Raw genomic sequence first — 26,001 nt, 5'->3', positions numbered from 1 at the left:
GCATCAGAAGGAAGAACAGTTATGTGTGGAATCGTTGGTGCAATCGCCAGCCGAAATATCGCGGCTATCCTGCTGGAAGGCCTGAAACGTCTTGAGTACCGGGGCTATGACTCTGCCGGTATGGCCGTCTATAACGCGGCTGATAATAGCCTGGCGGCACTAAAACGTTTGGGCAAGGTGGCCGAGCTGGCCCATGCTCTGGAACAACAGTCTCTGCCCGGTGCACTGGGTATCGCCCACACCCGCTGGGCAACCCACGGTAAGCCGGAACAGCGCAACGCCCACCCGCACCTGTCCGGTGACCGCATTGCTATCGTGCATAACGGCATCATTGAAAACCATGCTGAACTGCGGGCTGAGCTGCAGGCTGAAGGCTACCGTTTCCTGTCTGATACGGATACCGAAGTGGTCACCCATCTGATTCACCGGGCTGTGACTGCCGGTGCTCAACTGGATGATGCGGTTAAAGCGACGGTTAAACGTCTGCACGGTGCCTACGCACTGGCGGTGATTGACCAGCAACAGCCGGACCGGTTGATTGCTACCCGAATGGGCAGCCCGCTGGTGATCGGTGTGGGTGTGGAAGAGAACTTCATTGCCTCCGATCCCTTAGCACTGCTGCAGGTAACTGACCGGTTTATCTATCTGGAAGAAGGTGATCTGGCGATCATCAGCCAGCACGATGTGCAGGTTGAAAATGCCAACGGCCAGCAGGCTGAGCGTGAGGTGCTGCAGTTTGAGCACGGCCATGATGTGGCTGACAAAGGCGAATACCGCCACTACATGCTGAAAGAGATTTACGAACAGCCGAAAGTGATTGATGCAGTGCTGGAAGGCCGCATCAGCAAGGGTAAGGTGCTGGAGCAGGTGTTTGGCACTGAAGCCGGCGAGCTGTTTGATCAGGTTAAATGTGTTCAGATCGTGGCCTGTGGCACCAGCTTTAATGCCGGTATGGTGGCGAAGTACTGGATCGAACGCCATGCGGGCATCCCGTGTATGGTGGATGTGGCCAGCGAGTTCCGTTACCGCCGCACAGTTTGCCTGCCGGGAACCCTGTTTGTGAGCGTTTCCCAGTCCGGTGAGACGGCGGATACGCTGGCAGCCCTGCGGGACGCTAAAACCCAGGGGTATCTGGCATCGCTGACCGTATGTAATGTGCCGGGCAGTTCGCTGGTACGTGAATCGGATCTGTGTCTGATGACCAATGCCGGGCCGGAAATCGGCGTGGCTTCCACGAAGGCCTTCACCAGTCAGTTGGTTGCCCTGATGCTGACCACCCTGATTCTGGCCCGCCGGACCGGTTTCAGCGAAGCCGCTGAAGCGGATATGGTCGCCAAACTGGAAGGGCTGTCCGCACTCTGTGATGAAGTACTGAAGATGGATGCGGATATCCAGCTGATGGCGGAGCGTTTCGTGGATAAAAACCACACCCTGTTCCTGGGCCGCGGCACCATGTTCCCAGTGGCTGTGGAAGGTGCGCTGAAGCTGAAAGAAATTTCCTACATCCATGCCGAAGCTTACCCGGCCGGTGAACTGAAACACGGCCCGCTGGCGCTGGTGGATGATAATATGCCAATCGTCGCGGTGGCGCCGAATAATTCGTTGCTGGAAAAACTGCAGGCGAACCTGGAAGAGGTCCGTGCCCGTGGCGGTCAGTTATTCCTGTTTGCTGACAGCCGGATTCAGATTGAAGAAGGCGATGACAGCTGCTATCTGCTGAACATTCCGGACGTCTGTAAGGATATGGCACCGATCGTATATTCGATCCCGCTGCAGCTATTGTCTTACTACGTGGCCGTCCTTAAAGGCACGGATGTGGACCAGCCACGAAATCTGGCGAAATCTGTGACGGTTGAATAACCGACACTGTGTTGCAGTTGTAAAAAATGCCGGCTTATAAGCCGGCATTTTTGTCTGCGGTGGATAAGGCCTGAAAGCCCTGAAGATCAGGTGAGTTTAAACGCCCCCTGAATGCCATCAATGGCCATCTGGGTACCGATTACCGCCAGAATCAGGCCCATCATCCGGGTAATAACCTGCAGGGCATTCTCGCCGATAAAGCGCACTAAACGCTCACCGGAGACGAAAAATATATAAGTAATGATACAGAGTACTGCGAACATGCTGACAGTGGTAATGAGTTCAGTCAGGCCGCCACCAGAGGCAAAGTTCATGGCAGTCGCAATGGTGCCGGGGCCTGCCAGAATCGGCATGGCCAGTGGTGAAACCGCGACACCCAGCGCCGCTTCTTTGGCTTTTTCAGGGTCACAGCCATGGGGCTGCTGCACTTTGGACTGATTCCCCTGCAGCATATGAAAGCCGATCAGAAAGACCAGAATGCCACCGGTAATCCGGAAGGCTGGCAGGCTCAGGCCAAACAGCTGGAAAATGTATTTTCCGGCCACCGAAAAGACGGCGATGACAATAAAGGCGATCAGCAGTGAACGAAAGGCGATGGCCCGGGTGGTCTGGCTGTCGTCCTGACTGGTCAGGCCCAGAAAGACCGGCACATTGGCGATCGGATTCATGATGGCGAAAAAGCCCATGAATACTGTTGCTGCGTGTAACACTATGTTTTCCATAAATATTCTCTTTATTAGCCCACAGGTACCGCAAAAATTACAATATACAGCATGATCGCGGCGAGTATCAGGCTGCCGGTTTTTATTCTGACCGAATCGGTTGCCCGCCACGCCACCAGACACTGCAGGGCGTAATAGGCCGCAAATGCACGGGAGGCTAACGCCAGAATTTCAAAGGTATCGGCACTCCAGGTGAGGAGCAGAGCAAAGCCGGCAATTAACAGGTAACTGACCGGCGCGCTGATCCGTTTGGCGGAGATCTCACTGAGGTTGCCGCTGGCTGCCAGTGTGTCGGCGACTGCTGCAGAAAACTGACTTAACACGGCGGCAAAAATGACCGCCGCCGGTAAGAAGCCAAAGGCCGAGAGGCCGGCCAGTGTAATCAGGCTGTGATCATCGAATACGCCGTTCAGGGACGGCACCAGTGGCATGGCCAGTAATACAAACAGGATATAGATGCTGGCGGAAATCAGCTGGGATTGCCGGGAGGCCTGAATGCGTAAATCCGCGGGGTACTGTTCCCCCAGATAGCGAGGTGTTTCAAAGCCCTGCACCACAATCAGGGTACCGGCAATGATGCTGCAGGTTTGCCACAGGTCGTTAAAACGGGCCGCCGGGATCTGCAGGGCATCCTGCTGCCAGGCCTGAAAATCGAACAGGGCAAAGCCCGCCAGTACCAGCGCGATCAGCACAAAGGTGACGTACAGCGCCCATTTTTCCATAAAGCCCAGCACGCCCAGCCCCCGCCAGACCCCCACCCCGGCGATGACAATGATGATTGCAGAGGTCAGCAGGTTGTTATACAGGGGGATGTCCTGGCCAATGCCGGAAAGCACAAATGAAGCAAGAATATGCAGGTACAGGGTGATGGAAATGACATAGGCGACGACAATGCTGATGTCGGCGCTGCGTTCCAGAACGTTCAGGGTGGAATCCTGGCCGTCCGCTAACAGAGGTTCTGCTACCCGGATGTTATGCCGGATGACGCTGCCCACCAGATAGGCCAGTAAACAGACAGCCGCCATAGCAACCGCCATATAGGGGCCGGCACTTTGTGCCAGCACCGGCACGATCACCAGAAAGCCGCTGCCGAAGATGGATGCCAGCGGTGTTGCCAGCAGTTCAAAATGTTTGCGGGAAAGAGTTTGCATGGTTATGTATCCGTTCATGTCCACCGGCACAGGCTACCGAGGGTTTTGCCCAGCTGCAACATGCCGATCCCCAAACCGATCTGCAGGTTGAAGTTCAGCCAGAATTTAAGCCAGTCCCGCAGCATCAGATGATGATGGGTTTCGCCAATGAAGGTTGAAAAGGTTGAAAGGGAGCCAAGAAAACCGCTGACGAAAGCCAGTTTAAGCAAGGGGGGCAGGAGGCTTTTTTCGCTGCCGCTGCCCAGGTAAATCCCCAGCAGAAAGCAGGCGGTCATATTGGCCAGCAGGGTACCGATAATCAGCTGTTCATTAAAATGATTGAATCTGACGCTCAGCCACCAGCGCAAACAGGCACCCAGCGTGGCACCGCCGGCAAGGCTGAAAAATATGGCTGGATTCATGACAGGTCACCGGCTGAGTGATGTCACCGGGCCTGAACGGAAGACCCGGTGACAAACAGACTGTTACTGAAGTATCTGACGGGCATTTAGCGGCTGCACCGGCCGGTTGTTCGGTCCGTTGAGCATGTTTTGAAAGCTGCTCAGCTGTTGCTGTGACAGGGTCATCGGTTGCTTCATGACCAGCCAGCGAACCCCTTCGGTACAGGGAGGGGTGGTCAGGGAACCGTTGTAACGGTAGTAATCCTGCTCAGCCGGCAACAGGCCGCCGGCACTGACAGCGTTTTCCATTTCGCTGACTTCCCCGGAGGTGAGCGGTTGTTGCCAGATCTGGGACAAAACCGGGTTTGCAGCCCCGACTTCGAACATCACGGCAACCACCGCCAGATGACCGTCCTGATCGCTGTGCACCAGGTGGGCTTCCATCGGGAAGTGCTTGCCGTTAAGGGTGTTTTCACTGGGGCTGTGGAAATGGAACTGGCGCAGGGTATAGCGGTTACCGTTGAGACTGAGCTGGCTGCCGGGCATGTATTCTGCCTCGACGGTATGGCCGTTATTGAATACTTTTTCAGCCCCGGGTTGGTAGCTGAAGGTCAGTGCCGGCAGATCAATTTCAAAGGCGGCATGCAGATCCACCGGTGACTGGTTTTTACCGTTTCCGCAGGTCTGGTACGCGTTGTCCAGGGCTGCCCACTGAGCGGGGCCCCGTTCAGTGCCGTAATCCCACGGTGCCGGTTCAGCGGCAGTGACCGGCAGATGTATCAGGCCGGCGCTGCACAGGCTCAGGCCGGAAATTAACAGGTTTTTTCTGATCATAGACATGGGGCACCTTTGTGTAAGAGGGGCCTGTCAGAACGCACTCGGGGTGATGAGGTTCCGGATACACTTCCCCTGTATCCGGGGGATCGCGCCTGACAGGCAAACAGGGTCAGCGGGATCAGGCTTCGTCGTCGAACTGGTTGATGACGTCACTGACAACCACTTCCGGGTTGGCGTAGCAGTAGTTGTAAACCCGCTCTACCGGAACGGAGACGAAGTCTTCTTCAGTGACTTCTTCCGGGGTGCCGTTGGCATCCGAAAAACCCTCGATGTAGTAAACCGCCGTCGGTACGTTTTCATAATCCAGCGCCACCAGCTGTTCGCAGGTATAGGTGTCCACAACGGTGACAGTTTCATCGGCGCCGGCCATGGTAACGGTGGCACCGGTGCTCAGCAGCACAGCGGTCAGGGGGGCGGCAATCTTCTTCAGGTTCATGAGGGTCTCACTCTTTCCATATCGTGTTTTCAGATTCAGTGGCACCGGAGATATTCACTTTCGGATGCCTGAGGCGCTATCCTAGGCGGGCATCATTCTGCAATCTGTTAGATAGCTAACACGGAGAACTGAATTTGAGTCACTGGCACCTGGAATCACTGAACTGGCTGGACCGTCTTTCGGCGGATGATCAGGAGGCTCTGCGCTGTGCCTCGCGAGTGATGGAATTTGCGCCCCGTGAGATGGTGTTTACCCCCAACCTTGAGGCAGATGCGGTGTATCTGCTGGAAAAAGGGCTGGTGCGAATTTTCAGAACATCTTCGAACGGCGGTGAATTTACCTTTGGTTTCATTAAACCAGGGGAGATCTTCGGCGAACTGGCTGTTTTAGGTGAGCGGCAGCGGCGCAGCTTTGCGGAAGTGGTTGAAGCCGGGTTGGTGCTTAAAGTATCCAGAGATGTGTTTTTGGAGGTGATGCACCGCTCCGGGGAATTCAGCCTGGAGGTCAGTCAGCAGGTGGAGAAACGTTCTGACCGGGCCCGTTTCAGTATTGAAGACCTGGTGTTTAAGGATGCCCGCAGCCGTCTGGCCCGTAAGTTGCTGGAGTTGGATGATAAAAACCGTGCCGCTGCCGCCAGAGATGCGACTGCTGTGAACTTACTGAAGCTGACTCACGCAGATTTGGCTAAACTGACGGGTATGTCCCGGCCAACGGCGAGTATTGCCCTTGGTGAACTGGAAGACGATAGCCTGGTAGAGCAGCATGCCGGGGTTTTTGAAATCATCAACCGTGATGCGTTACAGCAAATTGCCTGTAAGGATTTGCGCTGACCGGCCCCTTCAATGACCTCTGTGCCGGCCCGGCCAGCAGGAGGTGAGTATGCAGATATCTCAATTTAACCAACTGGCCCATGCCGGTGCGGTGACCAATATGCGGTTTTTTGAATCGGGCTGCAGCCCTCTGGTCATCGAATGCCAGTATGAGTATCCCGGTGATGATAATCACGTGCCTATGAAAGCGTTACTGCAAAATGATCAGGGCGATATCCTGACCTGTCAGAATATCACCCAAGCCTATGATATATGCCGCAAAGCCGGTTTACATAAAGCCGAACTGGTCCAGGTGATTCCCCATGATGAAGCCTGTGCCGGTTATACCCTGCGTGCGGAAGAACAGTCGATTCCGCTTGTGTTTTGAAAAGATTTTTTTAAAAGGTTTTTTTGAAAAGACTTGCTGAGCAGTGTTTCTGAGTAGCGTCCACTGAACGTCAGCGGATATTGATCTGTCCGGCGGTTTACTCAGCTGCGGGCGCGGTTTCTGTGGGGTATCAGGAGGCGTGTGTAGTGGTTTTTTGCCGGACGGCGACAGGCCGGTCGGCTGGCGGTAAATTTGCGCTGAAAATACTGGCGAATCCCACGGGGCTCAGCCAGAATAGCCGCATCACCGGATGATTTCCCTGCGATTAAACTGAGGCCACCATGGGCGCGTTACTGAAACAAGTTTCTGCACTGCTGTTAAGCCACGGCTGCTTGCTGATTGGCAACGGTCTGTTTATGACGCTGCTGAGTCTGCGCAGTAATCTGGAAGGCTTTTCCACTGAGCTGACCGGTATTATCATGAGCGGGTATTTCATCGGGCTGTTCTTCGGCGCGAGGTATACCGGCTATCTGGTGGACCGGGTGGGCTACATCCGCACCTTCAGTGTCTTCGCTTCCATTATTTCCATGATTCCCCTGGCGCATATGCTCTGGACCGATCCGGTGTTCTGGTTCGGCCTGCGGCTGGTGTCCGGCTTTGCCATGGCCGGTTTGCTGATGGTCACCGAAAGCTGGCTGAATGCCGGGGTTAGCAACCAGCATCGGGGCGGCTTACTGGCGATCTATATGATCGTTAACTATCTGGGGGCCGGCGGCGCGCAACTGTTTCTGTTGTTGCAGGACCCGAGCGGCTATCAGCTGTTTGTCATGGCCTCGATCTGTTTTTCCTTTTGTCTGGTACCGGTGGCGCTGACCCGTACTGCTGAGCCGCAGCCGGATCCGCCGGAACCCCTGAAAATCATGCCGACCCTGCGGACCACGCCGGTGGGCTTTCTTGGCGCTGCCTGTGCCGGTTTTCTCAGCGCATCTTTCAATACCATGGGGCCGTTATTTGCGCTGCAGGTAGAGTTGAGTGCGCAGCAGATTTCCTGGTTTATGGCACTGGGAATTTGTGGCGGGCTGGTACTGCAGACACCCATTGGCAAACTGTCGGACCGGATCGAACGGCGCAAGGTAATTGCTGTGGTCGCCGGGCTGGTGGTGCTGGTCTGTACCGCGATTGCCCTGCAGGTTGAGTTTTATCTGCGGCCGGAACTGTTGCTGGCAAGCAGTTTCTTATACGGCAGCCTGGCATTTACCATTTATTCACTGGCGGCGGCTCATGCCAACGACTGGGCAAAACCGGAGCGGCGTATGCAAACGGCCGGTGCGCTGATGGTGGGCTACAGTATCGGTGCGATTGCAGGCCCGCTGCTCAGCAGTAATGGTATCAGTTGGTTTGGCCCGCAGGGGTTATTCGGCTTTATGGCGGTTGCCGCAGGATTGCTGTCACTGTTCACGCTGGGGCGGGTGTCGGCGCAGCATTACCAGCGTAAACGTGCCAAGCCACAGTTCGTACCCCGTCCCGGGTCTTACTACACCTCCGGTGAGCTGTACCGGGCCGTGCAGGCTGAATCCCAGCCGGTTGCTGAGGAAGCGGCTTTTGACGGCGCTGCTCAGGCGCCGGTTGAAGCATCTGATGATGCTGAGTCGGAGCCTTTAGCAAAGCCGCCGGAGTAACAGTGTCTTCAGAACCGCAAGAATTGCAAAACCCGGCGGTGTTAGATTGAGCGGGTCGCTGAAAGGCAGTTACAGGCCGTGTCCTGCGGTCTTACATACGGGGGAGTCATTTTATGAAGCAGTGCCGCAATGCACTTTACCAACAGCGTTTTGCCAGAGTGTTCGATTACATCTATGCCCATCTGGATGAGCCTCTGGATCTGTATCAGCTGGCGGATGTTGCCTGCGTATCGCCTTATCACTGGCACCGGCTGTATCAGAGTGTCTACGGGGAAACCCTTGCCGTTACCGTGAAACGTTTACGGCTGCACCGCGCAGCCGGTGAGCTGGTGAATACGGGACGCAGTGTGGAGAAAATTGCGGCCGGGTCCGGTTATGCCGGTGTAGCTTCATTCAACCGTGCCTTCAGCGAGGTGTATGGTATGCCCCCGGCCCGTTACCGGCAGGAAGGCAGCCATACGGTTTTTGTGGCCGCCGAACAGGCGGCAGCAGGTATCGCAATGGAGTCCGATGCAATGAATATGCATGCTGTAACAATTACTCACCAGGAACCGCTGGTGGTGACAGGCCTGAATCATCACGGGTCGTATATGAATATCGGTAATGCTTTTGAGAAGCTGTTTGGCTGGTTTTTTATGCAACATGCTGACCGGATGCCGGTCCGGATGTTAGCTATTTATTATCATGACCCGTCCAGCGTAGCAGAAGCGGATCTGCGCTCAATGGCGTGCATGAGTGGTCTGGCGGATGTGGAACTGCCGGAGGGGTTTTCCCGGCAAACGCTGCCGGGAGGCGAATATGCGGTCCTGCGTCATAAAGGTCCGTATGCCAATCTGGCCGGTACCTATCAGTGGTTCTTCGGTGTCTGGTTGCCCCAGTCCGGCCGTTTACCGGCGGATCAGCCCTGTTATGAGGAGTATCTGAATAACCCCCGGGATGTTACGCCAGCGGAGCTGTTAACGGATATTTATGTACCTTTAGCACCGGCGTAAAAGGCCCTTCCCAAGCGCTGCCGGTACGCGGAGAGTGCCGGTAGCCTTTCCCTATCGGTGAGGTTTAACCTCACTATTTTATCTATTGCGCTGAATTTCATCTCTTTGACTGGCGAATGGTAGGAATACCCGCACGGCAGTCCCGTAGAATTTTCATAATCAATTTCCCGTACCGGTTTTTACAGAACCAGGATCCGGTGCGCGGATGAATGTGTCATCCGGTACAGCCGGTAAAAATAAGATCTGCAGTAACCTTTTGAAAGTAATGGTTTTTACTTGTTCGTCAGGTGACTGCACCGAAAAGGCAGCGACGATTATGTTACAACTCAAGGGTACCCTGAGCCATTTCTCTAACCCGGCAGCCAGCCGTGAAAACGTATATTCAGCCGCGCAGCGGGATGTGATCAGCGTTGCCCGTGCGGATGAGGCAATCGCTGACATTAAAACCTGGCCGGCTTATGCAGAGACGCCTCTGCACGGGTTAAACGCGATGGCGGCGGCGATCGGTGTTGAGTCGGTCTGGTATAAAGATGAGTCCCAGCGTTTTGGCCTGAAGAGTTTTAAAGCGCTGGGGGGCGCATACGCGGTTGCCCGGCAGTTGCAGAATGTACTGGAAGACCGTTTAGGCAAGCGTCCAAGCATTAGCGATCTGCTGGGCGGCCACCTGAAAGATGAGCTGGCTGAAATTGTGGTCAGCTGTGCCACCGACGGCAACCATGGGCGTTCGGTTGCCTGGGGGTCTCAGATGTTTGGTTGCCGTTGCATTATTTACATTCACCGTGATGTTTCAGAAGGCCGGAAGCAGGCGATGGAAGCGTTCGGTGCTGAAGTGATCCGCATTACCGGTAACTATGATGAGTCGGTGCGTCAGGCAGACAGCGATGCCAAAGCGAATGGCCGGATCATAGTGTCTGACACCAGCTACGAAGGCTACATGGAGATTCCTAAGGATGTGGCACTGGGCTACACCGTTATGCTGTCCGAAATTGTTGAGCAGCTGAACGGCGATGTTCCTACCCATGTATTCGTACAGGGCGGTGTGGGCGGTCTGGCCTCGGCGGTGGCCGGGTATTTCTGGGATCTGTGGGGCGAGCGCCGTCCGCGTTTCATCATTGTGGAGCCGGAGCAGGCGAACTGCCTGCAGCTGAGTGCCAAGGCCGGTGAGCCGGTGGTGGTTGACGGTGATCTGGATACCCTGATGGCGGGTCTGGCCTGCGGTGAAGTGTCTGCACTGGGCTGGGAAATCTTGTCCAACGGTGCCGATGACTTTATGACCCTGAGTGAAGAAGCGGTGGCTGAAACCATGCGGTTGCTGGCTAAAGGTTTTGAAACCGATCCGGCGATTGAAGCGGGTGAGTCTGCGGTGCCGGGCCTGGCAACAGCGATTATTGCCCGTCAGCAGGCTGACATGGCAGCGGCACTGGGGCTGGATGCTCAGAGTAAGGTGCTGGTGATCGGTACGGAAGGGGCGACTGACCCAGAGCTGTATCAGCAGTTGGTTGGTTAATCGCTGATGAAGTTTTGAAAGCCCGCAGGCGAAAGTCTGCGGGCTTTTTTGTGGGCTTATTCGTCAAACATGGGCACTGAAAGGCCGGTTTTAACCGAATCCATGACCACATTGGTGTGGAAGTTACGGATGTTGTGGTTGTCGAAAAACACTTCCCGGGTAAAGGCCTCGTAGTCTTCCATATCCACCGCCGTAATCACCAGAATGAAGTCGGCACTGCCGGTGACGTAGTAGCACTGCTGTACTGCCGGGTTAACTTTCATTTCTTTTTTAAAGGCGTCCAGCAGGTCGGCCCGTTCCCGTTCCAGCGTGACCTGCACCAGCAAGGTCACCCCTCGGCCCACGGCCTTCGGATTAATTACGGCGATGTCCGCTTTGATGATGTTTTGCTCGCGCATCCGTTTCATGCGGCGCTGAACGGCGGCGGGAGAGAGGCCTACCTGTTCGGCGATCTGGTCTGATGTGGTGCGGTTTGAGACCTGAATGATCTCCAGTATTTTACGGTCGAAGCTGTCGATGCTGCTGGCTGGCGCTGTTTTGGTCATCTCGTGTTTCCACTGACTGTACGTTCTCTCTAAGGATACAGACTCGGGAGAAGAAGCGAAAATGACGGAATGAGCAAAGTGGTGAATTTCAGCAATATTCTGCAGATTTTGCGGTGAAGCTTCATTGCAGCACGGCTATTGCAGGAATTTATGCAGCCGTGCCCCGTAATATGGAGCAATAGCCTGAACAATAAAAATAACCCGGAAAAGGCATCACTGCCTGATCCGACGCTGTGGTAACAAGATGCTTAAACCAACCCGGGTCAGCCCCCGACAGCCATTGGAAATCCTCTATCCGGCCGGACGTATCGGGGTGATTTCGCTGGCCACCGATTTCAATATCGAAGCGGATTTGCAACGTATGTATCCGCAGGATGTAGGCTTTTTTACCACCCGGGTCCGCAATGTTAATCCACTGACCATCGACAATTTACGCACCATGGCGCCGGGCATCAGCGCCGCAGCAGATCAGATTCTGCCCGGAACACCGCTGGATGCCATCATCTATGCCTGTACCTCCGGTACGGTTGCCATTGGCGTGGATGAAATCACCCGGCTGGTGCATGAAACCCGCCCGGGGGCGCCGGTGACGAATCCGGTCACCGCGGCGCTGGCCGCTTTCGAATGTTTCTCCGCCAGGCGCATTTCCATTCTTACCCCCTATACCGAAGCGGTGAATGCCGAGGTGGCCGCCTTTTTTGAATCTCAGGGGATTGAAGTGCTGAACATTGCCGGTTTCGGTTTTGAAGATGACACCGCAATGACCTACATCACCCCGCAGGATATTGCTGAGGCAGCGATTGAGAACTGCGACCCTGCTGCGGATCTGATGTTCATTTCCTGCACCGCGCTGCGTGCCTCGCTGGTGCTGGATCAGGTGGAACAGGCGCTGGATATCCCTGTGGTCAGCAGTAATCAGGCGTTGGCCTGGCACAGCCTGAAGCTGGCCGGGCACAGTGCGCCTGTTACGGGCTTTGGCCGCTTACTGAATACCCATCTGAAATAAAAATTTGCTGAAAAGCGTGACTGTTGTTGGAGTTTGCGAGATGTCTTTAGACCAGAACCTGATAAGCCGGATGACCGAATGGCGTCAGCACCTGCACCGTTTTCCTGAGTGCGGCTTTGATCTGCCGTTAACCGCAGATTTTATTGCTGACAGGCTGACAGAGTTTGGCATTGAAGTGACCCGTAATATTGGTCAGCAGGGCATCGTCGGGGTTTTGAAATGCGGTGATGGCGCAACCAGTATCGGTTTACGGGCAGATATGGATGCGCTGTTCATCCATGAAGAGAACCAGTTTGAGCACCGCTCCCGGCATGACGGTCAGATGCACGCCTGCGGTCACGATGGCCATTCAGCCATGTTGCTGGGGGCTGCCTGCTATCTGGCGGAACATCGGGATTTTAACGGCACTGTGCATTTTATTTTCCAGCCGGATGAAGAACACGGCCGCGGCGCTCAGGCGATGATTGATGATGGCCTGTTTGAGCGTTTTCAGATTGATGAAGTGTATGGCCTGCACAATATGCCGGGCCTGGCGGAAGGCAGCTTTACGGTCCGTCCGGGTTCGCTGATGGCCAGTGAAAGCAGCTTTGAAATTGTTATTGATGGTGTGGGTGGCCATGCGGCGATGCCGCACCGCGGTGTAGACCCGATCGTGGTTGGCTCACAGGTTATTCTGGGGTTACAGACCATTGTATCCCGTAATCTCAGTGCCATTGAGGAAACCGCGGTGGTATCAGCTACTGAGTTTGTCACCAATGGCACCGTGAACGTTATTCCTTCACAGGTGGTCATCAAGGGCGATTGCCGCTGTTTTACTGAAGAGACCCTTAAGCGTATTGAGCAGAGCATGGAGCGTATCGTGGCCGGCATTTGCCAGGCGGCGGGTGCCAGCTACTCATTCGAACTGATCAATACTTTTTATCCCACTGTAAACAGCCCTGAACAGACTCAGTTTGCCATTCAGGCGGCCCGCACTGTGCTGGGCACTGAGCATGTTGAGACGGACTGTTTACCCCTGACTATTTCAGAAGATTTTTCCAGCATGCTCCGGGTGAAACCTGGCTGTTACGCGCTGATGGGCAATGGCGTGGAATCGGTGGGCGGCTGCGCCCTGCATAACCCGGAATACGATTTTAACGACCGTATTCTGGGCCATGGTGCACAGTACTGGATCCAGCTGGTGAAAGACCGTCTGAAATAACGCTTTCTGATCAACCTTACCTTAACTCTAAGAATAAAATTTGAGGACATAAGCAATGAAGAAATTATTAACGGCTCTGTTAGCGCTGGGTATCAGCTTTGGTGTGAGTGCTGAAACCTGGAAGTTTGCGTCTGAAGAAGACAAAAAAGATGTTCAGGATATTTTCGCGCAAACCTTTGCTGACACCATCAAGAAAGAATCTGATGGCGACATCCGCGTTAAGATTTATTACTACGGCCAGTTGGGTACCGAGAACGATATCGTTGAGCTGACAGCTAAGGGCACGGTGCAGTTCGTGTCTGTGGGTACCGGCCACCTGGGGTCTTATGTACCTGAAGTTCAGGCGATCAGTGTACCGTATGTCATGGGTACCGATACTGATGTTGTGCGTAAAGTACTGACCGGCAGCAAGACCATTTATAACGATTTGGCTGACCGTTTTGAAAACGTAAACCTGAAGCTGTTAACCATGATTTCTGAAGGTGAAATGGTGTGGGGTGCGAACAAAGCGATCCGCAGCCCGGAAGATTTTGCCGGCCAGAAAATCCGTACTTTCACTTCAACCATTCCGGTTGAAACCTACAAGACTTTTGGTGCGACCCCGACGCCACTGTCCTGGGGTGAAGTATACGGTTCGCTGCAGCTGAAAACCGTTGATGGCATGGTTAACCCGATTTACTTCATTTATAACGCCAAGTGGCATGAAGTTCAGGACTACCTGATGTTCCCTGGCCAGCAGCCATACGTAGGCACAGTTTCCACCAACAGTGAGTGGTTCAACGGTCTGTCTGCTGAAAAGCAGGAAATGGTGCGTAAGGCGATTGCGGCGGCTGAACAGGCTGCCCACGACTACCAGCTGAAGATCAACCAGGAAAACATGGATAAGATCCTGGCAGAACGCCCTGATATCAAGGTTGTCACCCTGACCCCTGAAGAGCGCAGCCGCTTTAAGGATCTGAGTACGTCTCTGCATGAAACTTACTACGACGTTGTAGAAAACGCCTATGACGATGCGGACAAAGCGTCTGCCCGTGAAGGTGCGAAGAAGATCCTGCAAAACCTGATTCAGGAAGTGAAAGACGCTTCTTAATCAGTGACTCTCTTGCCCGCCGGTGTGACTTTTGCACCGGCGGGATGCGTTTAAAGATGTGCAGCGGCAGGGAGCGTCGCACCGTTTCAGGGGTATGTTCTTATGAAAAAGATATTTTATAACGTCAGTGTTCTGACTGAATCGATAGAGAAGTGGATTGTCAGCGGTGCCATTCTGCTGATGATGGTGAACTCTGTCTCCAACGCTATCGGACGATATTTTTTTAGTAAGAGCCTGTTCTTCTCGGAAGAGCTTAACCAGTTTCTGATTGTTGCCATCACCTTTATCGGCTTTGCCTATGCGGTGCGCAAAGGCCGCAATATCCGCATGACTGCACTCTATGATTCGCTGGGCTTTAAGGCGAAGAAAGCACTCATCATTGTGATTTCACTGCTGACCGCCGCCCTGATGTTCTATCTGGCCTATAAAGCGGTGTTTTATGTGCAGGAACTTAAGGATATTAACCGCTTAAGCCCTGCGTTGCAGTTCCCGGTATACATCATATATGCGGTGATTCCGCTGGGCCTGAGCATTGCGGGCATCCAGTATCTGATCGCCTTTTTTATGAATCTGACCCATGAAGAGATCTATCTGTCGCACGAAGTGATGGATAACTGATCACTGCGGTTTCTGAATTTAAGCGTTGTATCGACAGGTCTGGTGAATGATATGAGTGGGATGTTTGAGTTTTTCTCGGATGTGATAGCCGGTGAGCTGGACATCTATGTGGTGACCTTTGCGCTGGTATCAGCCATGGTGATCCTGTTATTTCTGAGTTTTCCGATGGTGGTGCCGCTGGCGGCAGGTGCACTGATCGGTCTGGTGCACTTTTCCGGCATTGATACCGGCGTGATTATCCAGCAAATGGTGACCGGTATTTCACCGAATGCCCTGATTGCCGTGCCGATGTTTATTCTGGCGGCGGACATTATGACCCGTGGCCATACGGCACATAACCTGCTGGGGCTGATTGAAGCCTTTGTGGGCCATCGCCGGGGCGGACTACCGATTACCACCTGTATCAGCTGCACACTGTTTGGATCGGTATCCGGCTCAACACAGGCGACGGTGGTCTCGGTCGGACAGATTATGCGGCCTAAACTGCTGCAGGCGGGCTACAAAGACAGCTTTGTGATGGCGCTGATCATTAATGCCAGTGACATCGCCTTCCTGATTCCGCCGAGTATTGGCCTGATCCTTTACGGTACCCTGGCCAACACCAGTGTGGGTGAGCTGTTCATTGCCGGTATCGGTCCGGGGATTGTACTGGCACTGCTGTTCTCGGCGTATTGTTATGCATACAGTGTGTATCACGCTGACAGCATTGCGCTGGTGGAGAAAACGACCTGGAGCGAGAAGCTACAGTCGATTAAAAAGGCCCTGCTGCCGCTGGGCTTTCCGGCACTGATTGTCGGCGGTATTTATTCCGGGGCAGTCACGCCAACAGAAGCGGCTTCCTTCTCTGTGCTGTATGCGATCATCGTTGAGTGTGTGATCTACCGTGAACTGGATCACCGTGACGTGATTGACGCGGCGCTGAGCACCGGCCTGATTACCGCTGTGGTCTTTATTCTGGTGGGCATGGGGCAGGCATTCTCCTGGTACATTTCTTTTGAACAGATCCCGCAGGAGTTACTGGCGCCGCTGAATCTGGAAGATGCCTCCAAGGAATATGTGCTCTTTGTGATTGCACTGGCGTTTTTTGTCGGTTGTATGTTTGTGGATTCGCTGGTGGTGCTGGTGATTTTGACGCCTATCTTTGTACCGATCATCGGCGATGTGGGGCTGGATCCGGTATTAGTGGGTGTGATGATCACCCTGCAAATGGCGATTGGCTCCGCAACGCCGCCGTTTGGCTGCGACATTTTTACGGCGATTGCTATTTTTAATAAGCCGTATCTTGAAGTGATCCGTGGCACCTTGCCCTTTATTCTGATTTTGTTTTTGATGTCTGCATTGCTGATTTTCTTCCCGGATATTGCCCTGTTACTGCGTGACCTGGCATTTGGCGACTGATTCGGCAGGTATTGAGAGAAGATTTTATGACCAAGAGTTTGATTGCTCCGCCCCGTGGGTTTGAGCGTAGTGAGTTTGAAAACCGTACCGCTAAATTGCAGGCGTTAATGAATGCACAGGGCATTGATGCGGTGTTCTTTTCAACTGAGCCTGAGTTCCGGTATTTCAGCGGCTTTAAATCCCAGTTCTGGGAAAGCCCGACCCGGCCATGGTTTTTAGTGGTACCGGCTGAAGGCTTGCCCATTGCGGTGGTGCCGGAAATCGGTGTTGCCGGGTTTGACGATACCTGGGTGGAAGATGTCCGCAGCTGGCCGGCTCCCCGGCCGGAAGACGACGGTATCAGTCAGTTAGCCGGTGCCCTTAAAGATGTGTCTAAACGGCATTTGAAGATTGGTGCCATGCTGGGGCCGGAAACCCATCTGCGGATGCCGGCCGCTAACTTTAAAATGCTGCAGGAACTGCTCAGCCAGTATGAAATGGTGGATGTGGCGACGCTGGTACGGGATGTGCGCAGCGTTAAATCCGCTGCAGAGATTGCCAAAACCCGCTTTGCCTGTGAAGTAACCGCCGCGGGCTTTGATTATCTGTATGCCAACCTGAAAGCGGGTATGACTGAACGTGAAGCCTGCAAGGCGATGCACATTGAAATGCTGCGGCTGGGTGCAGATGCCTGTCCGTATCTGATTTCAGCGTCAGGGCAGGGCGGCTACGATAACATCATCATGGGGCCGACAGACCGGACGCTGGAGCGGGGCGATGTGCTGATCATTGATACCGGTGCTAACTTCGATGGCTATTTCAGTGATTATGACCGTAACTTTGCCTTCGGTCAGGTGGATCAGGCAACGCATATGGCCTATGAAGCGGTGTATGAGTCAACCGAAGCGGGCCTGCGGATTGCGGCGCCGGGCCGGACTACCGGTGATGTCTGGCAGGCTATGTGGAATGTGCTGGAGGGGGCCGGTGCGCTGGGTAATGATGTGGGCCGTATGGGCCATGGCCTGGGCATGCAACTGACTGAATGGCCTTCTAATGTAGAAGGAGGGGATGTGGTGCTCAAAGAAGGCATGATCCTCACGCTTGAGCCGGGCATGACTTTCGCGCCGGGTAAGATGATGGTGCATGAAGAGAATATTCTGATTACGGCAAATGGCTGCGAGATGCTGCATAAAAGAGCCTGGCCAACCCTGCCGGTGATTGACCGGTAATCTTGTTCCTGATGAAAAAGCCCTGTTTAACAGGGCTTTTTTACATCTGTTTTCAGTCTTCACTTTTACGGCTGACCTGCTGATTGTGCAGATACCTGCGCCGGTGCTTCCTTTGCCGGGCCGGACAGCGCGATCACACCTACCACACCCAGCCCCATGACCAGGCAATACAGCATACTCAGAGTCGTGCCTTCATGGATAAATGCTACCAGAATGAAGCTGGCGCTGGCGGCTGAATCCAGTATCAGGTGTCCTCGGTAGGAAATGAGCCCTTTGAGGCTGAGGGCGTAGTCTGTGAACAGGCTATACAGGATAAGCCCGGCCCCCGCAATGGTTGAAAACCAGTAAACCAGCACCGAGTCTTCCTGCAGGTTCAGCAGTCCGGGGGCCAGAATCAGTGCGATGGCGGCAGCATAGTCGAGAACACCGTGCAGGGTGGGGGTGATGAATTGTAGTTTCATGGCAAAATTCCTGTCAATTAGGTTTCGAATCGAAACAATAATATTTAAAATAATCGGTGCCTGTCAATAAAGTTTCGATAGAGAACTATTTTCGTTGCCCGCCCAAAGCAATGGCATTACCATGTTTTGAGTAGTTCAAAGGGGGATCAGGCGGGCGTTCAGCTTTGCCGGAGCATGTGTTTTATGATTCATCACGACATTACCGATTATCTGGAAGCGCTGTTTAATATTCATCGCGGGGAACAGCGAAAACTCGCTGCTGAACTGGGCTTACAGCAGATTCATCTGCAAATTCTTTATTATCTGGAGCGGTGTAACCGCTACAGCGATTCATTGCTGGTGCTGACGGAGTTTCTGGGGCAGACCAAGGGCACGGTATCCACGTCTGTTGCGTTACTGGTGAAGAAGGGCTATCTGATCAAACAGCCTGATCCGGTTGATAAACGTAAAAGTCACTTACAGCTGACCGAAACCGGCGCACAGGCGGCTGCCCGGCAGACCAGTCTCTGGCAGGCAGGGCAGGCCCTGCTGGGTGAGGCACAGAGTGAACAGGTGCGCCAGGCACTGGATGTGCTGTTACGGCAATTGCAAAAGGCCAATGAGTACAAGGTGTTTGGCGCGTGTCACAGTTGCCAGCATTTATGCCATGCAGATGCGTCATTCAGCTGTGGCCTGACCGGAGAAGATCTGCACAGTGCGGAACTGCAGAAAATCTGTGTATTCCATCAGGAATCCTGAAAAACTGATGCGTATCGGGGCGAATTTTCAGCCTGGTTTCTGAAAGAAGGGAGAGAATGATTTACACAACATGAGAGGCATAAGTGGCTGATAACCCTTGTGACGTATCTCTTATGTGGGGTAAAAATAAAACGCCGGTTTAGAAAAATAATAAGGTGAGGACTCATTATGCTTGATCCGATAAGTAGTTTTGCGATCAACTTTGTCGCAATTCTGGGTGGTATCCTGTTGTTTATTTTTGTGGCAGGTCTGTTTGCCTGTGTGGTGATTTATCAGATAGATAAACATCAGACCACCCAGACGATTCGCCGCAACTATCCTCTGTTTGGCCGCTTTCGCTATGTGTTTGAGCATTTAGGCGAGTTTTTCCGCCAGTACTTCTTTGCCCAGGACCGGGAAGAAATGCCCTTTAACCGGGCGCAGCGCAGCTGGGTATACCGGGCGGCGAAGAACGTTGAAGATACCATTGCCTTTGGTTCCACCCGTGATCTGCGGATTCCCGGTACCTATTATTTTCTCAATTGTCCTTTCCCCACCCTGACAGAAGATGCGGTAACAACCCGGCCGCTACGGATCGGTCCGCACTGTGCCACACCCTACGATGCTAAATCCTTTTTTAATATTTCCGGTATGAGCTTCGGGGCACTGTCTAAGCCGGCGGTGCTGGCACTGGCCAACGGTGCCCGGGAAGCCGGTTGTTGGATGAATACCGGCGAGGGCGGGATTTCACCCTACCATCTGGAAGGTGGCTGTGACATTGTCTGCCAGATCGGCACTGCTAAGTACGGTGTACGGGATCCGGAAGGTCGGCTGAGTGATGAAAAGCTCCGCGAGAAAGCCGCCATCGAACAGGTCCGTATGTTTGAGATTAAGCTCAGTCAGGGGGCTAAACCGGGCAAGGGCGGTATGTTGCCCGGTGAAAAAGTCAGCGCTGAAATCGCCGCAATCCGGGGTATTCCTGAGGGGGAACCATCGATCAGCCCGAACCGCCATCCGGATATCGCTTCAATTGATGACTTGCTGAATATGGTGAACCACATCCGGGAGGTGACCGGTAAGCCGGTGGGCTTCAAACTGGTGTTAGGTTCGACGACCTGGCTGGATGAGTTCTGTGAAGCGGTGATTGCCAGAGGCATTGAGCAGGCACCGGACTTCATTACCATCGACAGCAGCGACGGCGGTACCGGTGCTGCGCCGATGCCGCTGATGGACAGTGTCGGCCTGCCGTTAAAAGAAAGCCTGCCGTTGCTGGTGAATAAACTGGTCATGCATGGCCTGCGGGAGCGCATCCGGATCGTGGCGTCCGGTAAGTGCATAAACCCGACGGATGTGGGTGCGGCACTCTGTTTAGGGGCTGATTTTGTAGTTGGCGCGCGGGGCTTTATGTTCGCGCTGGGCTGTATTCAGGCGCTGCAGTGTAATAAGAACAGTTGCCCAACCGGAATTACCACCCATAATAAAGATCTGCAACGCGGGCTGGTACCGACGGATAAAGCGGTACGGGTGCGCAATTACCATGACAATCTGGTTCATCAGGTGGCAATGATCGCGCATTCCTGCGGGGTCTCCGAGCCCCGGGATTTAAAGCGGGAGCACGCTGCGGTGGTGTTAGAGGGGGGCCGTTCCGTGCCGCTGAATATCCTCTACCCTGAACACTGAACCGGGCCGTTAACAGGGAGAGGGTTATGACAACGTTAGCTGATCAGCAGGGTAACTGCTTGTGTGGCGATGTGACTGTAAAGGTGGACCAGCTGGATGCTCAGGTGGGGGTTTGCCATTGCGGTATGTGCCGTAAATGGGGTGGCGGGCCGTTACTGGCGGTGGATTGTGGAACCGGTGTACAGCTGGACGGTGACAGCCTGGCAACCTTTGTATCATCGGAATGGGCTGAGCGGGGCTTTTGTCAGCGTTGTGGCACCCATCTGTTCTGGCGGATGCGCCAGACCGGCCAGTATATTATGCCGGCGGGTTTATTTGCGGATACAGAAGGGCTGGTGCTGGATCATCAGATCTTTATTGACCATAAGCCTGATTATTATGCCTTTGCCAATGACACCAAATGTATGACGGAAGCGGAAGTAATCGCGATGTTTGCACCGGACAGTGATGGCACAGCCTGAACGTATTTTCTGCAGCCCCTGACGGGACTGTCAGAAGGAATGGGTTCAGTTACCGCAGACCAGATTAAAGATCATCGAACCAGTGTTCGTCATCAATTTCGCTGACTAATGCTTTTTGTTCGCGATGATCTTCGATGGCGCGACGCGCGAGAAGTGACCGTTTGCTGGCGACTTTCTGTCGTGCCTGTTGCTCTTCTTCTTCGATGCCAACCATGAGATCGAAGATTTCCGTTTGCAGTTCGTTGAGATCCTGACTTTTACGTAGCTGCATAGCACTCGCTCCTATACTCTTTCTCTAAGCAATCTGGCCCTCTGGTTTGATTGTATAGATCAGATACCAGAGAGTGGCTGCTGAAATGCACCGCAATAGTTTAATACGATTTTTGTACAATTTTCAAACACCCGTCCACAGAGTGAGCGTGCACGGGTATTCCTCAGCGACCGGCAGATTAGCAGGGGCAGGTGAAGTAACGGTGACAGAAAGATGGCTGAAAAATTACAGCCCGGGCTTGCGGATAGGCAGCCGCTTGTCGTTTTGACGCAGGCTTTTGAGGCTGCGTTTGATGGTTTTCAGATGATCCAGCAGACCCGGTCCCAGCTTCATGGCAACCCCGACCGCCAGTACGTCAATGACCACCAGGTGAACTACCCGGGAAGACATCAGGGTGCTGAGATCTTTATCTTCTTCCAGATCAATATGGATAGAGATATTGGCCAGCGCCGACAGGGGCGTGTTGCTCGGACACAGGGAAATGACCGTTGCGCCTGCGGCTTTCACCAGTTTAATGGCGTGCAGCAAATCTTTGGTCCGGCCCGTCTGGGAGATGGCAATGACCACGTCATCGTTGCTCAGGGTGGTGGCGGAGATCATCTGCATGTGCGGATCAGAATACGCCGAGGCAGAAATTTTCAGACGGTGAAATTTATGCTGGGCGTCGTCACACACCGGGGCGGAGGCACCGAAGCCGTAAAGTTCGACCCGGCCGGCTTTGGCAATGGCGTTGATGGCTGATTCCAGCGTGTCGGAATCCAGCTCTTCCCGGACCCGCATCATATTGCCAACGGTTGAGTCGAAAATTTTCTGCTTAAACTCGCTGACCGTATCTTTGCTGTTCAGGGAGAACTGTTCAAAGTTGGCGTTACTGGCCAGACCTTGCGCCAGAGTGAGTTTGAAATCCTGAAAGCCGTCGTAGTTCAGTGCCCGGCAGAAACGGACTACCGTTGGTTCACTGACGTTTGCTTCTGAAGCCAGATCGACAATGCGCATGTGGATTACCTCAGACGGGTTCTCCAGTACGTAATCAGCGACTTTCTGTTCTGATTTACGCAAGTTGCTTTTTGCATCAGCAATCGATTTTAAAAGATTCAGAGACTGCAACGTCCGACCTCTTCAGGATGATGGGTGTTCAGGGAGTATATCAATAAAATCGCCATTCTATAATCTATCCGCAGAAAACCCCAGAAGGTCTGTTGGTACTTTGGTTACTGATTGAAATTGCAGCAAATATGGCTGCGTGCTATTTTCCCTGAGTGAATAATAATAACTGCATAATTTTGTCCGCCTGCTGCGGTGTGATTGGTGTATGTAATCCGCTTTGCAGACTGGCATCGAAAGGGAGAACAACGTGAAACGTCGTGAGATAGTTAAAGTCCTCGGTTTGGGAGCGGCTGCGGTCGGTCTGGCTGCCTGTACTGAAGAAAAAGCCCCGGTTGCTGACTGTAAGCCTGAAGCGGCACCCGCACCGGCTATGCCTGAAAAGCCTGCGCCGATTGAATGGAAAATGGTCACCACCTGGCCGAAGAACTTCCCGGGCCTGGGCACCGGCGCGAACAAGTTGGCGGAGCTGATCGGTGAAATGTCCGGCGGCCGCATCACCGTTAAAGTATACGGTGCCAAAGAGCTGGTTGGCGCACTGGAAATTTTCGATGCGGTATCCCGCGGTACTGCTGAGCTGGGTCACGGCGCTTCATACTACTGGAAGGGTAAATCCACGGCGGCCCAGTTTTTTGCGGCGGTACCTTTTGGTCTGACGGCTCAGGAAATGAACTCCTGGCTGTATCACGGCGGCGGCATGGAACTGTGGGAAGAAGTGTATGCTGAGTTCGGTCTGATTCCGGGCGCTGCCGGTAACACCGGTGTACAGATGGGTGGCTGGTTCAACCGTGAAATTAACAGCGTTGAAGACCTGAAAGGGCTGAAAATGCGGATTCCGGGTCTGGGCGGTGAAGTACTGAAGCGTGCCGGCGGTACCCCGGTACTGTTGCCGGGCGGTGAAATCTTCCCGTCACTGCAGTCCGGTGCGATCGATGCGACTGAGTGGGTTGGCCCGTATAACGATCTGGCATTCGGTCTGCATAAAGCGGCTAAATTCTACTACTACCCGGGCTGGCATGAGCCGGGCACTACGCTGGAAACCTTCATCAATAAGGAAGCGTTTGAGAAACTGCCGGCTGACCTGCAGTCTATCGTCCGTAACGCGATCCGTGTGGCTAACCAGGACATGCTGGCTGACTTCACTGCGAAGAACAACCACGCACTGGAACAGCTGGTGAATGAGCACAATGTTGAACTGCGTAAATTCCCGGATGAAGTACTGATTCAGATGAAAGATCTGTCTGATGAAGTGGTGGCAGAAGAAGCGGCGAAAGATCCAATGTCGAAGAAAGTGTTCGATTCTTTCGTTAAATTCCGCGATCAGGCGAAGAAGTGGCACGCAGTGTCTGAACAGGCGTACCTTAACGCCCGCTCGCTGTAACCGTTCGGAACCGCTAAAAAAGGCCGCATTCGCGGCCTTTTTTGTGCCCGGTATTCAGATCACCGAGCGGGAACGCTGAATGAAATAGAGGCCGGCCAGCAGCAGAACGATGCCAATGATCCGGGAGCTGTTGACTGGAATCTGCGGGTTACCCAGCGCACCAAAATGATCCAGTACGGTAGACATAATGAGCTGGCCGACGATGGCCGCGGCCAGCATGTTGGCGATGCCGATCCTGGGCATCAGGTAAAGCATGGCGCTGACAAATACGGCACCGAGAAAGCCGCCGCAGTACAGATACCAGTTAATTTCTGTGAGCTTACGGATTTCCGGCACACTGCGCTGGACAAAAAACAGCACCAGTAAACAGGCGATCAGACCACCGATGTAAGAGATCAGGGTCGCCTGCATAGGATGTTCCATTAAGCCGCCCAGCCGGGCATTGAGCGCGCCCTGAATGGGCAGCATAAAACCGGCGGCGATGGCGAGCAGTAATAATCCGTATTGCATAAACACTCCCTGTTCTGCTGTTTACTGAGCCGGTCTGACAGCCTTCTGTAATGATTTGAAAGGTCTGATCCAGGCGTTGTCCACCAGGCTGGCCGGTAAGGCTTCACGGCTGATAATACGGGCCTGTTTGATGCGGGTTACCCCGGTTCTGAACAGGATGATATAAACATCACCAAGCTGGGTGCGGGCCGGGAAGTAGATGACTTTTCCGCTCAGTTTATGCTGACGTATATAGACATCCACCTGCTCAAGGGTGGCCAGCTGCACCAGTTGGGTCAGATATTCCTTACCTGGCTGCAACAGAATCCACTCCAGACTTTGCAGCCCGGAAACGGCCGGCGCTGCAGCCACGGGTGCCGGTTTGCTGATGGCGGTAAGGCGCTGGCCGGAGGTCAGGTTTTTAGTGGAAACCTTCGGTGCCGGTGCTGCCGGTTTTTCAGTTGCCGGGGCCGGTTTAGCAAGGGTGATTGCTTTGGGTGTGCTGGCCGGTTTGGTGGGCTTTGCAGGCATCGGTGCTTTTGAAGGCTGTGGCGCAGTGGCCGGCTTAGCAGGTGCCGGTGCGGTGACTGTTTTGACAGCCACCTTTGCTTGCGGCGTATGCTGGCGGTGGGGGACCAGTTCGGATTTCAATTTTTCAGAGATCACCGTTTTAGCGGCTTCTTCTTCCGCTTTGGCGGCCCGCTCTTCCGGTGAAATTTGCGCCAGCCGTTCATCAATGGATTGCAGCAGGGTTGAGCTGGATAAGTGTCCCAGTTCAGCAGAGTGACGGGCATATTCACGGGCTTTCTGCAGATCCTGCGGTACCCGCAGGCCTTTCAGATAGAGGATAGCCAGATGATAGAGCGCATAGGGGTTATCCTGGGCGGCAGCCTGTTCATACCAGTTAATGCTGGCTTCAATATCCAGGTCGGAATACATGATGCCCAGCGCCAGCTGTGCATCCTGATTGCCGGCGACGGCGGCCTGCTTGATCCAGCTGTGGCCCAGGCGTTCATTTTTCTCGACGCCTTCACCGCGGAGTAACATCACACCGGCCGTTAACTGACTGTCGATAATACCGGCTTTGGCAGAACGGCTGATCAGTTCAAAGGCTTTTGCGCCGTCCCGCGGGACACCGTTACCCTCTTTGTACAGCATGCCCAGATTGCGCTGGGCATGGGGGTTGTTCTTGTCGGCGGAAAACCGGTAAGCACCGATGGCCTTATCCAGGTCGATATAGGTTCCCTGCCCGTGCTGGTACGCCAGGCCCAGATAATAGCCCGCTTCGGGCAGCCCGGCCTGACGGGCAACTTGCAGCCATTTCAGGGCGTTTGCCTGGCTCTGGAAGTCATCAAAATGGAGGCTGTAGGTACGGGCAGCAAGAAAAGCCGCTTCGCCGTCACCCTGTTCGGCCAGTGGTTCACAGGCAGCCAGTGCTGCTGCAACCATATTGGTCTGAAAGGCTTCCCGGCAGGCTTCCTGAGCAGGCTGCGTCGCCGCCAGACACAGCGCTGGGAGCAGGGTTATTGCAGCTATGACAGATGTAATCAGACGCATCAGCGTGCTACTCCAGAAACCGGTGTATTGGGCCTGCAGAGAAAGCAGTCAGGTGAGAATGCTGCAGGACGTGAACTAGATTGCGTCCCGGCAGATTAGTTACCGGGGCATTA

General features: G+C 54.0%; 27 protein-coding genes. 16 read left to right on the top strand and 11 right to left on the bottom strand.

The window, feature by feature from the left end; genetic code table 11:
* Positions 1–21: 21 nt before the first annotated feature.
* Positions 22–1,860, top strand: a complete 1,839-nt coding sequence (glmS, locus tag PCI15_RS23280; RefSeq protein ID WP_271272249.1) for a glutamine--fructose-6-phosphate transaminase (isomerizing) — start codon at positions 22–24, stop codon at positions 1,858–1,860.
* Positions 1,861–1,946: 86 nt separating this feature from the next.
* On the opposite strand, the gene PCI15_RS23275 is transcribed toward glmS, so the two are convergent.
* The 5 genes from PCI15_RS23275 to PCI15_RS23255 all read right to left on the bottom strand — a co-directional run bounded on the left by PCI15_RS23275 (position 1,947) and on the right by PCI15_RS23255 (position 5,386).
* Positions 1,947–2,582, bottom strand: a complete 636-nt coding sequence (locus PCI15_RS23275) for a MarC family protein (protein ID WP_271272248.1) — start codon at positions 2,580–2,582, stop codon at positions 1,947–1,949.
* A gap of 14 nt (positions 2,583–2,596) precedes the next feature.
* On the bottom strand, positions 2,597–3,733 hold the full coding sequence (locus PCI15_RS23270) for an Aq_097 family APC-type transporter (RefSeq protein ID WP_271272247.1): 1,137 nt from the start codon (positions 3,731–3,733) through the stop codon (positions 2,597–2,599).
* A gap of 14 nt (positions 3,734–3,747) precedes the next feature.
* Positions 3,748–4,134, bottom strand: coding sequence for a fluoride efflux transporter FluC (locus PCI15_RS23265; RefSeq protein WP_271272246.1), 387 nt, complete (start codon positions 4,132–4,134; stop codon positions 3,748–3,750).
* 63 nt (positions 4,135–4,197) lie between these two features.
* Positions 4,198–4,953: a carbonic anhydrase gene (locus tag PCI15_RS23260; RefSeq protein ID WP_271272245.1), complete on the bottom strand. Its 756-nt coding sequence runs from the start codon at positions 4,951–4,953 to the stop codon at positions 4,198–4,200.
* 115 nt (positions 4,954–5,068) lie between these two features.
* Entirely contained in the window at positions 5,069–5,386 is a 318-nt protein-coding gene (locus PCI15_RS23255; RefSeq protein WP_271272244.1) for an HdeA/HdeB family chaperone, read from the bottom strand.
* A gap of 134 nt (positions 5,387–5,520) precedes the next feature.
* Here PCI15_RS23255 and PCI15_RS23250 point away from each other — a divergent pair, with 134 nt between their 5' ends.
* From PCI15_RS23250 to PCI15_RS23230, 5 genes are all read left to right on the top strand, one after another.
* The gene (locus PCI15_RS23250) at positions 5,521–6,216 is read left to right on the top strand and encodes a Crp/Fnr family transcriptional regulator (RefSeq protein ID WP_271272243.1); all 696 of its coding nucleotides are present in this window, start codon (positions 5,521–5,523) and stop codon (positions 6,214–6,216) included.
* Positions 6,217–6,265: 49 nt separating this feature from the next.
* The gene (locus PCI15_RS23245) at positions 6,266–6,583 is read left to right on the top strand and encodes a hypothetical protein (protein ID WP_271272242.1); all 318 of its coding nucleotides are present in this window, start codon (positions 6,266–6,268) and stop codon (positions 6,581–6,583) included.
* 281 nt (positions 6,584–6,864) lie between these two features.
* Positions 6,865–8,202 carry an MFS transporter gene (locus PCI15_RS23240; RefSeq protein ID WP_271272241.1) on the top strand — a complete coding sequence of 446 codons (1,338 nt, stop codon included), beginning with the start codon at positions 6,865–6,867 and terminating at the stop codon, positions 8,200–8,202.
* 113 nt (positions 8,203–8,315) lie between these two features.
* Positions 8,316–9,194 carry an AraC family transcriptional regulator gene (locus PCI15_RS23235; RefSeq protein WP_271272240.1) on the top strand — a complete coding sequence of 293 codons (879 nt, stop codon included), beginning with the start codon at positions 8,316–8,318 and terminating at the stop codon, positions 9,192–9,194.
* 316 nt (positions 9,195–9,510) lie between these two features.
* Entirely contained in the window at positions 9,511–10,701 is a 1,191-nt protein-coding gene (locus tag PCI15_RS23230; protein ID WP_271272239.1) for a diaminopropionate ammonia-lyase, read from the top strand.
* A 56-nt stretch (positions 10,702–10,757) separates the two neighbouring features.
* Here the strand turns inward: PCI15_RS23230 and PCI15_RS23225 are convergent, their stop codons facing one another.
* Positions 10,758–11,246 (bottom strand): Lrp/AsnC family transcriptional regulator, encoded by a 489-nt coding sequence (locus tag PCI15_RS23225; protein WP_271272238.1) that lies wholly within the window; start codon positions 11,244–11,246, stop codon positions 10,758–10,760.
* 244 nt (positions 11,247–11,490) lie between these two features.
* Here PCI15_RS23225 and PCI15_RS23220 point away from each other — a divergent pair, with 244 nt between their 5' ends.
* The 6 genes from PCI15_RS23220 (at position 11,491) to PCI15_RS23195 (ending at position 17,767) form a co-directional block, all read left to right on the top strand.
* On the top strand, positions 11,491–12,252 hold the full coding sequence (locus PCI15_RS23220) for a maleate cis-trans isomerase family protein (protein ID WP_271272237.1): 762 nt from the start codon (positions 11,491–11,493) through the stop codon (positions 12,250–12,252).
* Between the two features lie 40 nt (positions 12,253–12,292).
* The gene (locus tag PCI15_RS23215; RefSeq protein ID WP_271272236.1) at positions 12,293–13,453 is read left to right on the top strand and encodes a M20 aminoacylase family protein; all 1,161 of its coding nucleotides are present in this window, start codon (positions 12,293–12,295) and stop codon (positions 13,451–13,453) included.
* A gap of 55 nt (positions 13,454–13,508) precedes the next feature.
* Positions 13,509–14,543: a TRAP transporter substrate-binding protein gene (locus PCI15_RS23210; RefSeq protein WP_271272235.1), complete on the top strand. Its 1,035-nt coding sequence runs from the start codon at positions 13,509–13,511 to the stop codon at positions 14,541–14,543.
* Positions 14,544–14,645: 102 nt separating this feature from the next.
* Positions 14,646–15,161 carry a TRAP transporter small permease gene (locus PCI15_RS23205; RefSeq protein WP_271272234.1) on the top strand — a complete coding sequence of 172 codons (516 nt, stop codon included), beginning with the start codon at positions 14,646–14,648 and terminating at the stop codon, positions 15,159–15,161.
* A gap of 51 nt (positions 15,162–15,212) precedes the next feature.
* Positions 15,213–16,559 carry a TRAP transporter large permease gene (locus PCI15_RS23200; RefSeq protein ID WP_271272233.1) on the top strand — a complete coding sequence of 449 codons (1,347 nt, stop codon included), beginning with the start codon at positions 15,213–15,215 and terminating at the stop codon, positions 16,557–16,559.
* Between the two features lie 26 nt (positions 16,560–16,585).
* Entirely contained in the window at positions 16,586–17,767 is a 1,182-nt protein-coding gene (locus tag PCI15_RS23195) for a M24 family metallopeptidase (RefSeq protein ID WP_271272232.1), read from the top strand.
* A gap of 65 nt (positions 17,768–17,832) precedes the next feature.
* Here the strand turns inward: PCI15_RS23195 and PCI15_RS23190 are convergent, their stop codons facing one another.
* Entirely contained in the window at positions 17,833–18,228 is a 396-nt protein-coding gene (locus tag PCI15_RS23190) for a hypothetical protein (RefSeq protein WP_271272231.1), read from the bottom strand.
* 183 nt (positions 18,229–18,411) lie between these two features.
* Here PCI15_RS23190 and PCI15_RS23185 point away from each other — a divergent pair, with 183 nt between their 5' ends.
* The 3 genes from PCI15_RS23185 (at position 18,412) to PCI15_RS23175 (ending at position 21,086) form a co-directional block, all read left to right on the top strand.
* Complete coding sequence (locus tag PCI15_RS23185; protein WP_271272230.1) at positions 18,412–18,966, top strand: MarR family winged helix-turn-helix transcriptional regulator; 555 nt, start codon at positions 18,412–18,414, stop codon at positions 18,964–18,966.
* 168 nt (positions 18,967–19,134) lie between these two features.
* Complete coding sequence (locus tag PCI15_RS23180) at positions 19,135–20,625, top strand: FMN-binding glutamate synthase family protein (protein WP_271272229.1); 1,491 nt, start codon at positions 19,135–19,137, stop codon at positions 20,623–20,625.
* A 26-nt stretch (positions 20,626–20,651) separates the two neighbouring features.
* Positions 20,652–21,086, top strand: coding sequence for a GFA family protein (locus PCI15_RS23175; RefSeq protein ID WP_271272228.1), 435 nt, complete (start codon positions 20,652–20,654; stop codon positions 21,084–21,086).
* 64 nt (positions 21,087–21,150) lie between these two features.
* Here the strand turns inward: PCI15_RS23175 and PCI15_RS23170 are convergent, their stop codons facing one another.
* Together PCI15_RS23170 and PCI15_RS23165 are read right to left on the bottom strand one after the other, a co-directional pair.
* The gene (locus tag PCI15_RS23170; protein WP_271272227.1) at positions 21,151–21,357 is read right to left on the bottom strand and encodes a PA3496 family putative envelope integrity protein; all 207 of its coding nucleotides are present in this window, start codon (positions 21,355–21,357) and stop codon (positions 21,151–21,153) included.
* A 225-nt stretch (positions 21,358–21,582) separates the two neighbouring features.
* Positions 21,583–22,464, bottom strand: a complete 882-nt coding sequence (locus PCI15_RS23165; protein WP_205657103.1) for a MurR/RpiR family transcriptional regulator — start codon at positions 22,462–22,464, stop codon at positions 21,583–21,585.
* A gap of 247 nt (positions 22,465–22,711) precedes the next feature.
* Between PCI15_RS23165 and PCI15_RS23160 the strand changes: the two genes are divergently transcribed.
* A complete protein-coding gene (locus PCI15_RS23160) occupies positions 22,712–23,842 on the top strand; it encodes a TRAP transporter substrate-binding protein (protein WP_271272226.1) in 1,131 nt (376 codons plus the stop codon).
* Between the two features lie 54 nt (positions 23,843–23,896).
* On the opposite strand, the gene PCI15_RS23155 is transcribed toward PCI15_RS23160, so the two are convergent.
* Together PCI15_RS23155 and PCI15_RS23150 are read right to left on the bottom strand one after the other, a co-directional pair.
* Complete coding sequence (locus PCI15_RS23155; protein WP_271272225.1) at positions 23,897–24,352, bottom strand: DMT family transporter; 456 nt, start codon at positions 24,350–24,352, stop codon at positions 23,897–23,899.
* A gap of 21 nt (positions 24,353–24,373) precedes the next feature.
* The gene (locus PCI15_RS23150) at positions 24,374–25,888 is read right to left on the bottom strand and encodes a hypothetical protein (protein ID WP_271272224.1); all 1,515 of its coding nucleotides are present in this window, start codon (positions 25,886–25,888) and stop codon (positions 24,374–24,376) included.
* Positions 25,889–26,001 lie beyond the last annotated feature (113 nt).

Origin of the sequence: Aliamphritea hakodatensis (assembly GCF_024347195.1) — a bacterium.
GTDB lineage: Bacteria > Pseudomonadota > Gammaproteobacteria > Pseudomonadales > Balneatricaceae > Amphritea > Amphritea hakodatensis.
Note: the sequence above shows the minus strand (reverse complement) of the source record. Positions and strands in the feature narration are given on the sequence as shown.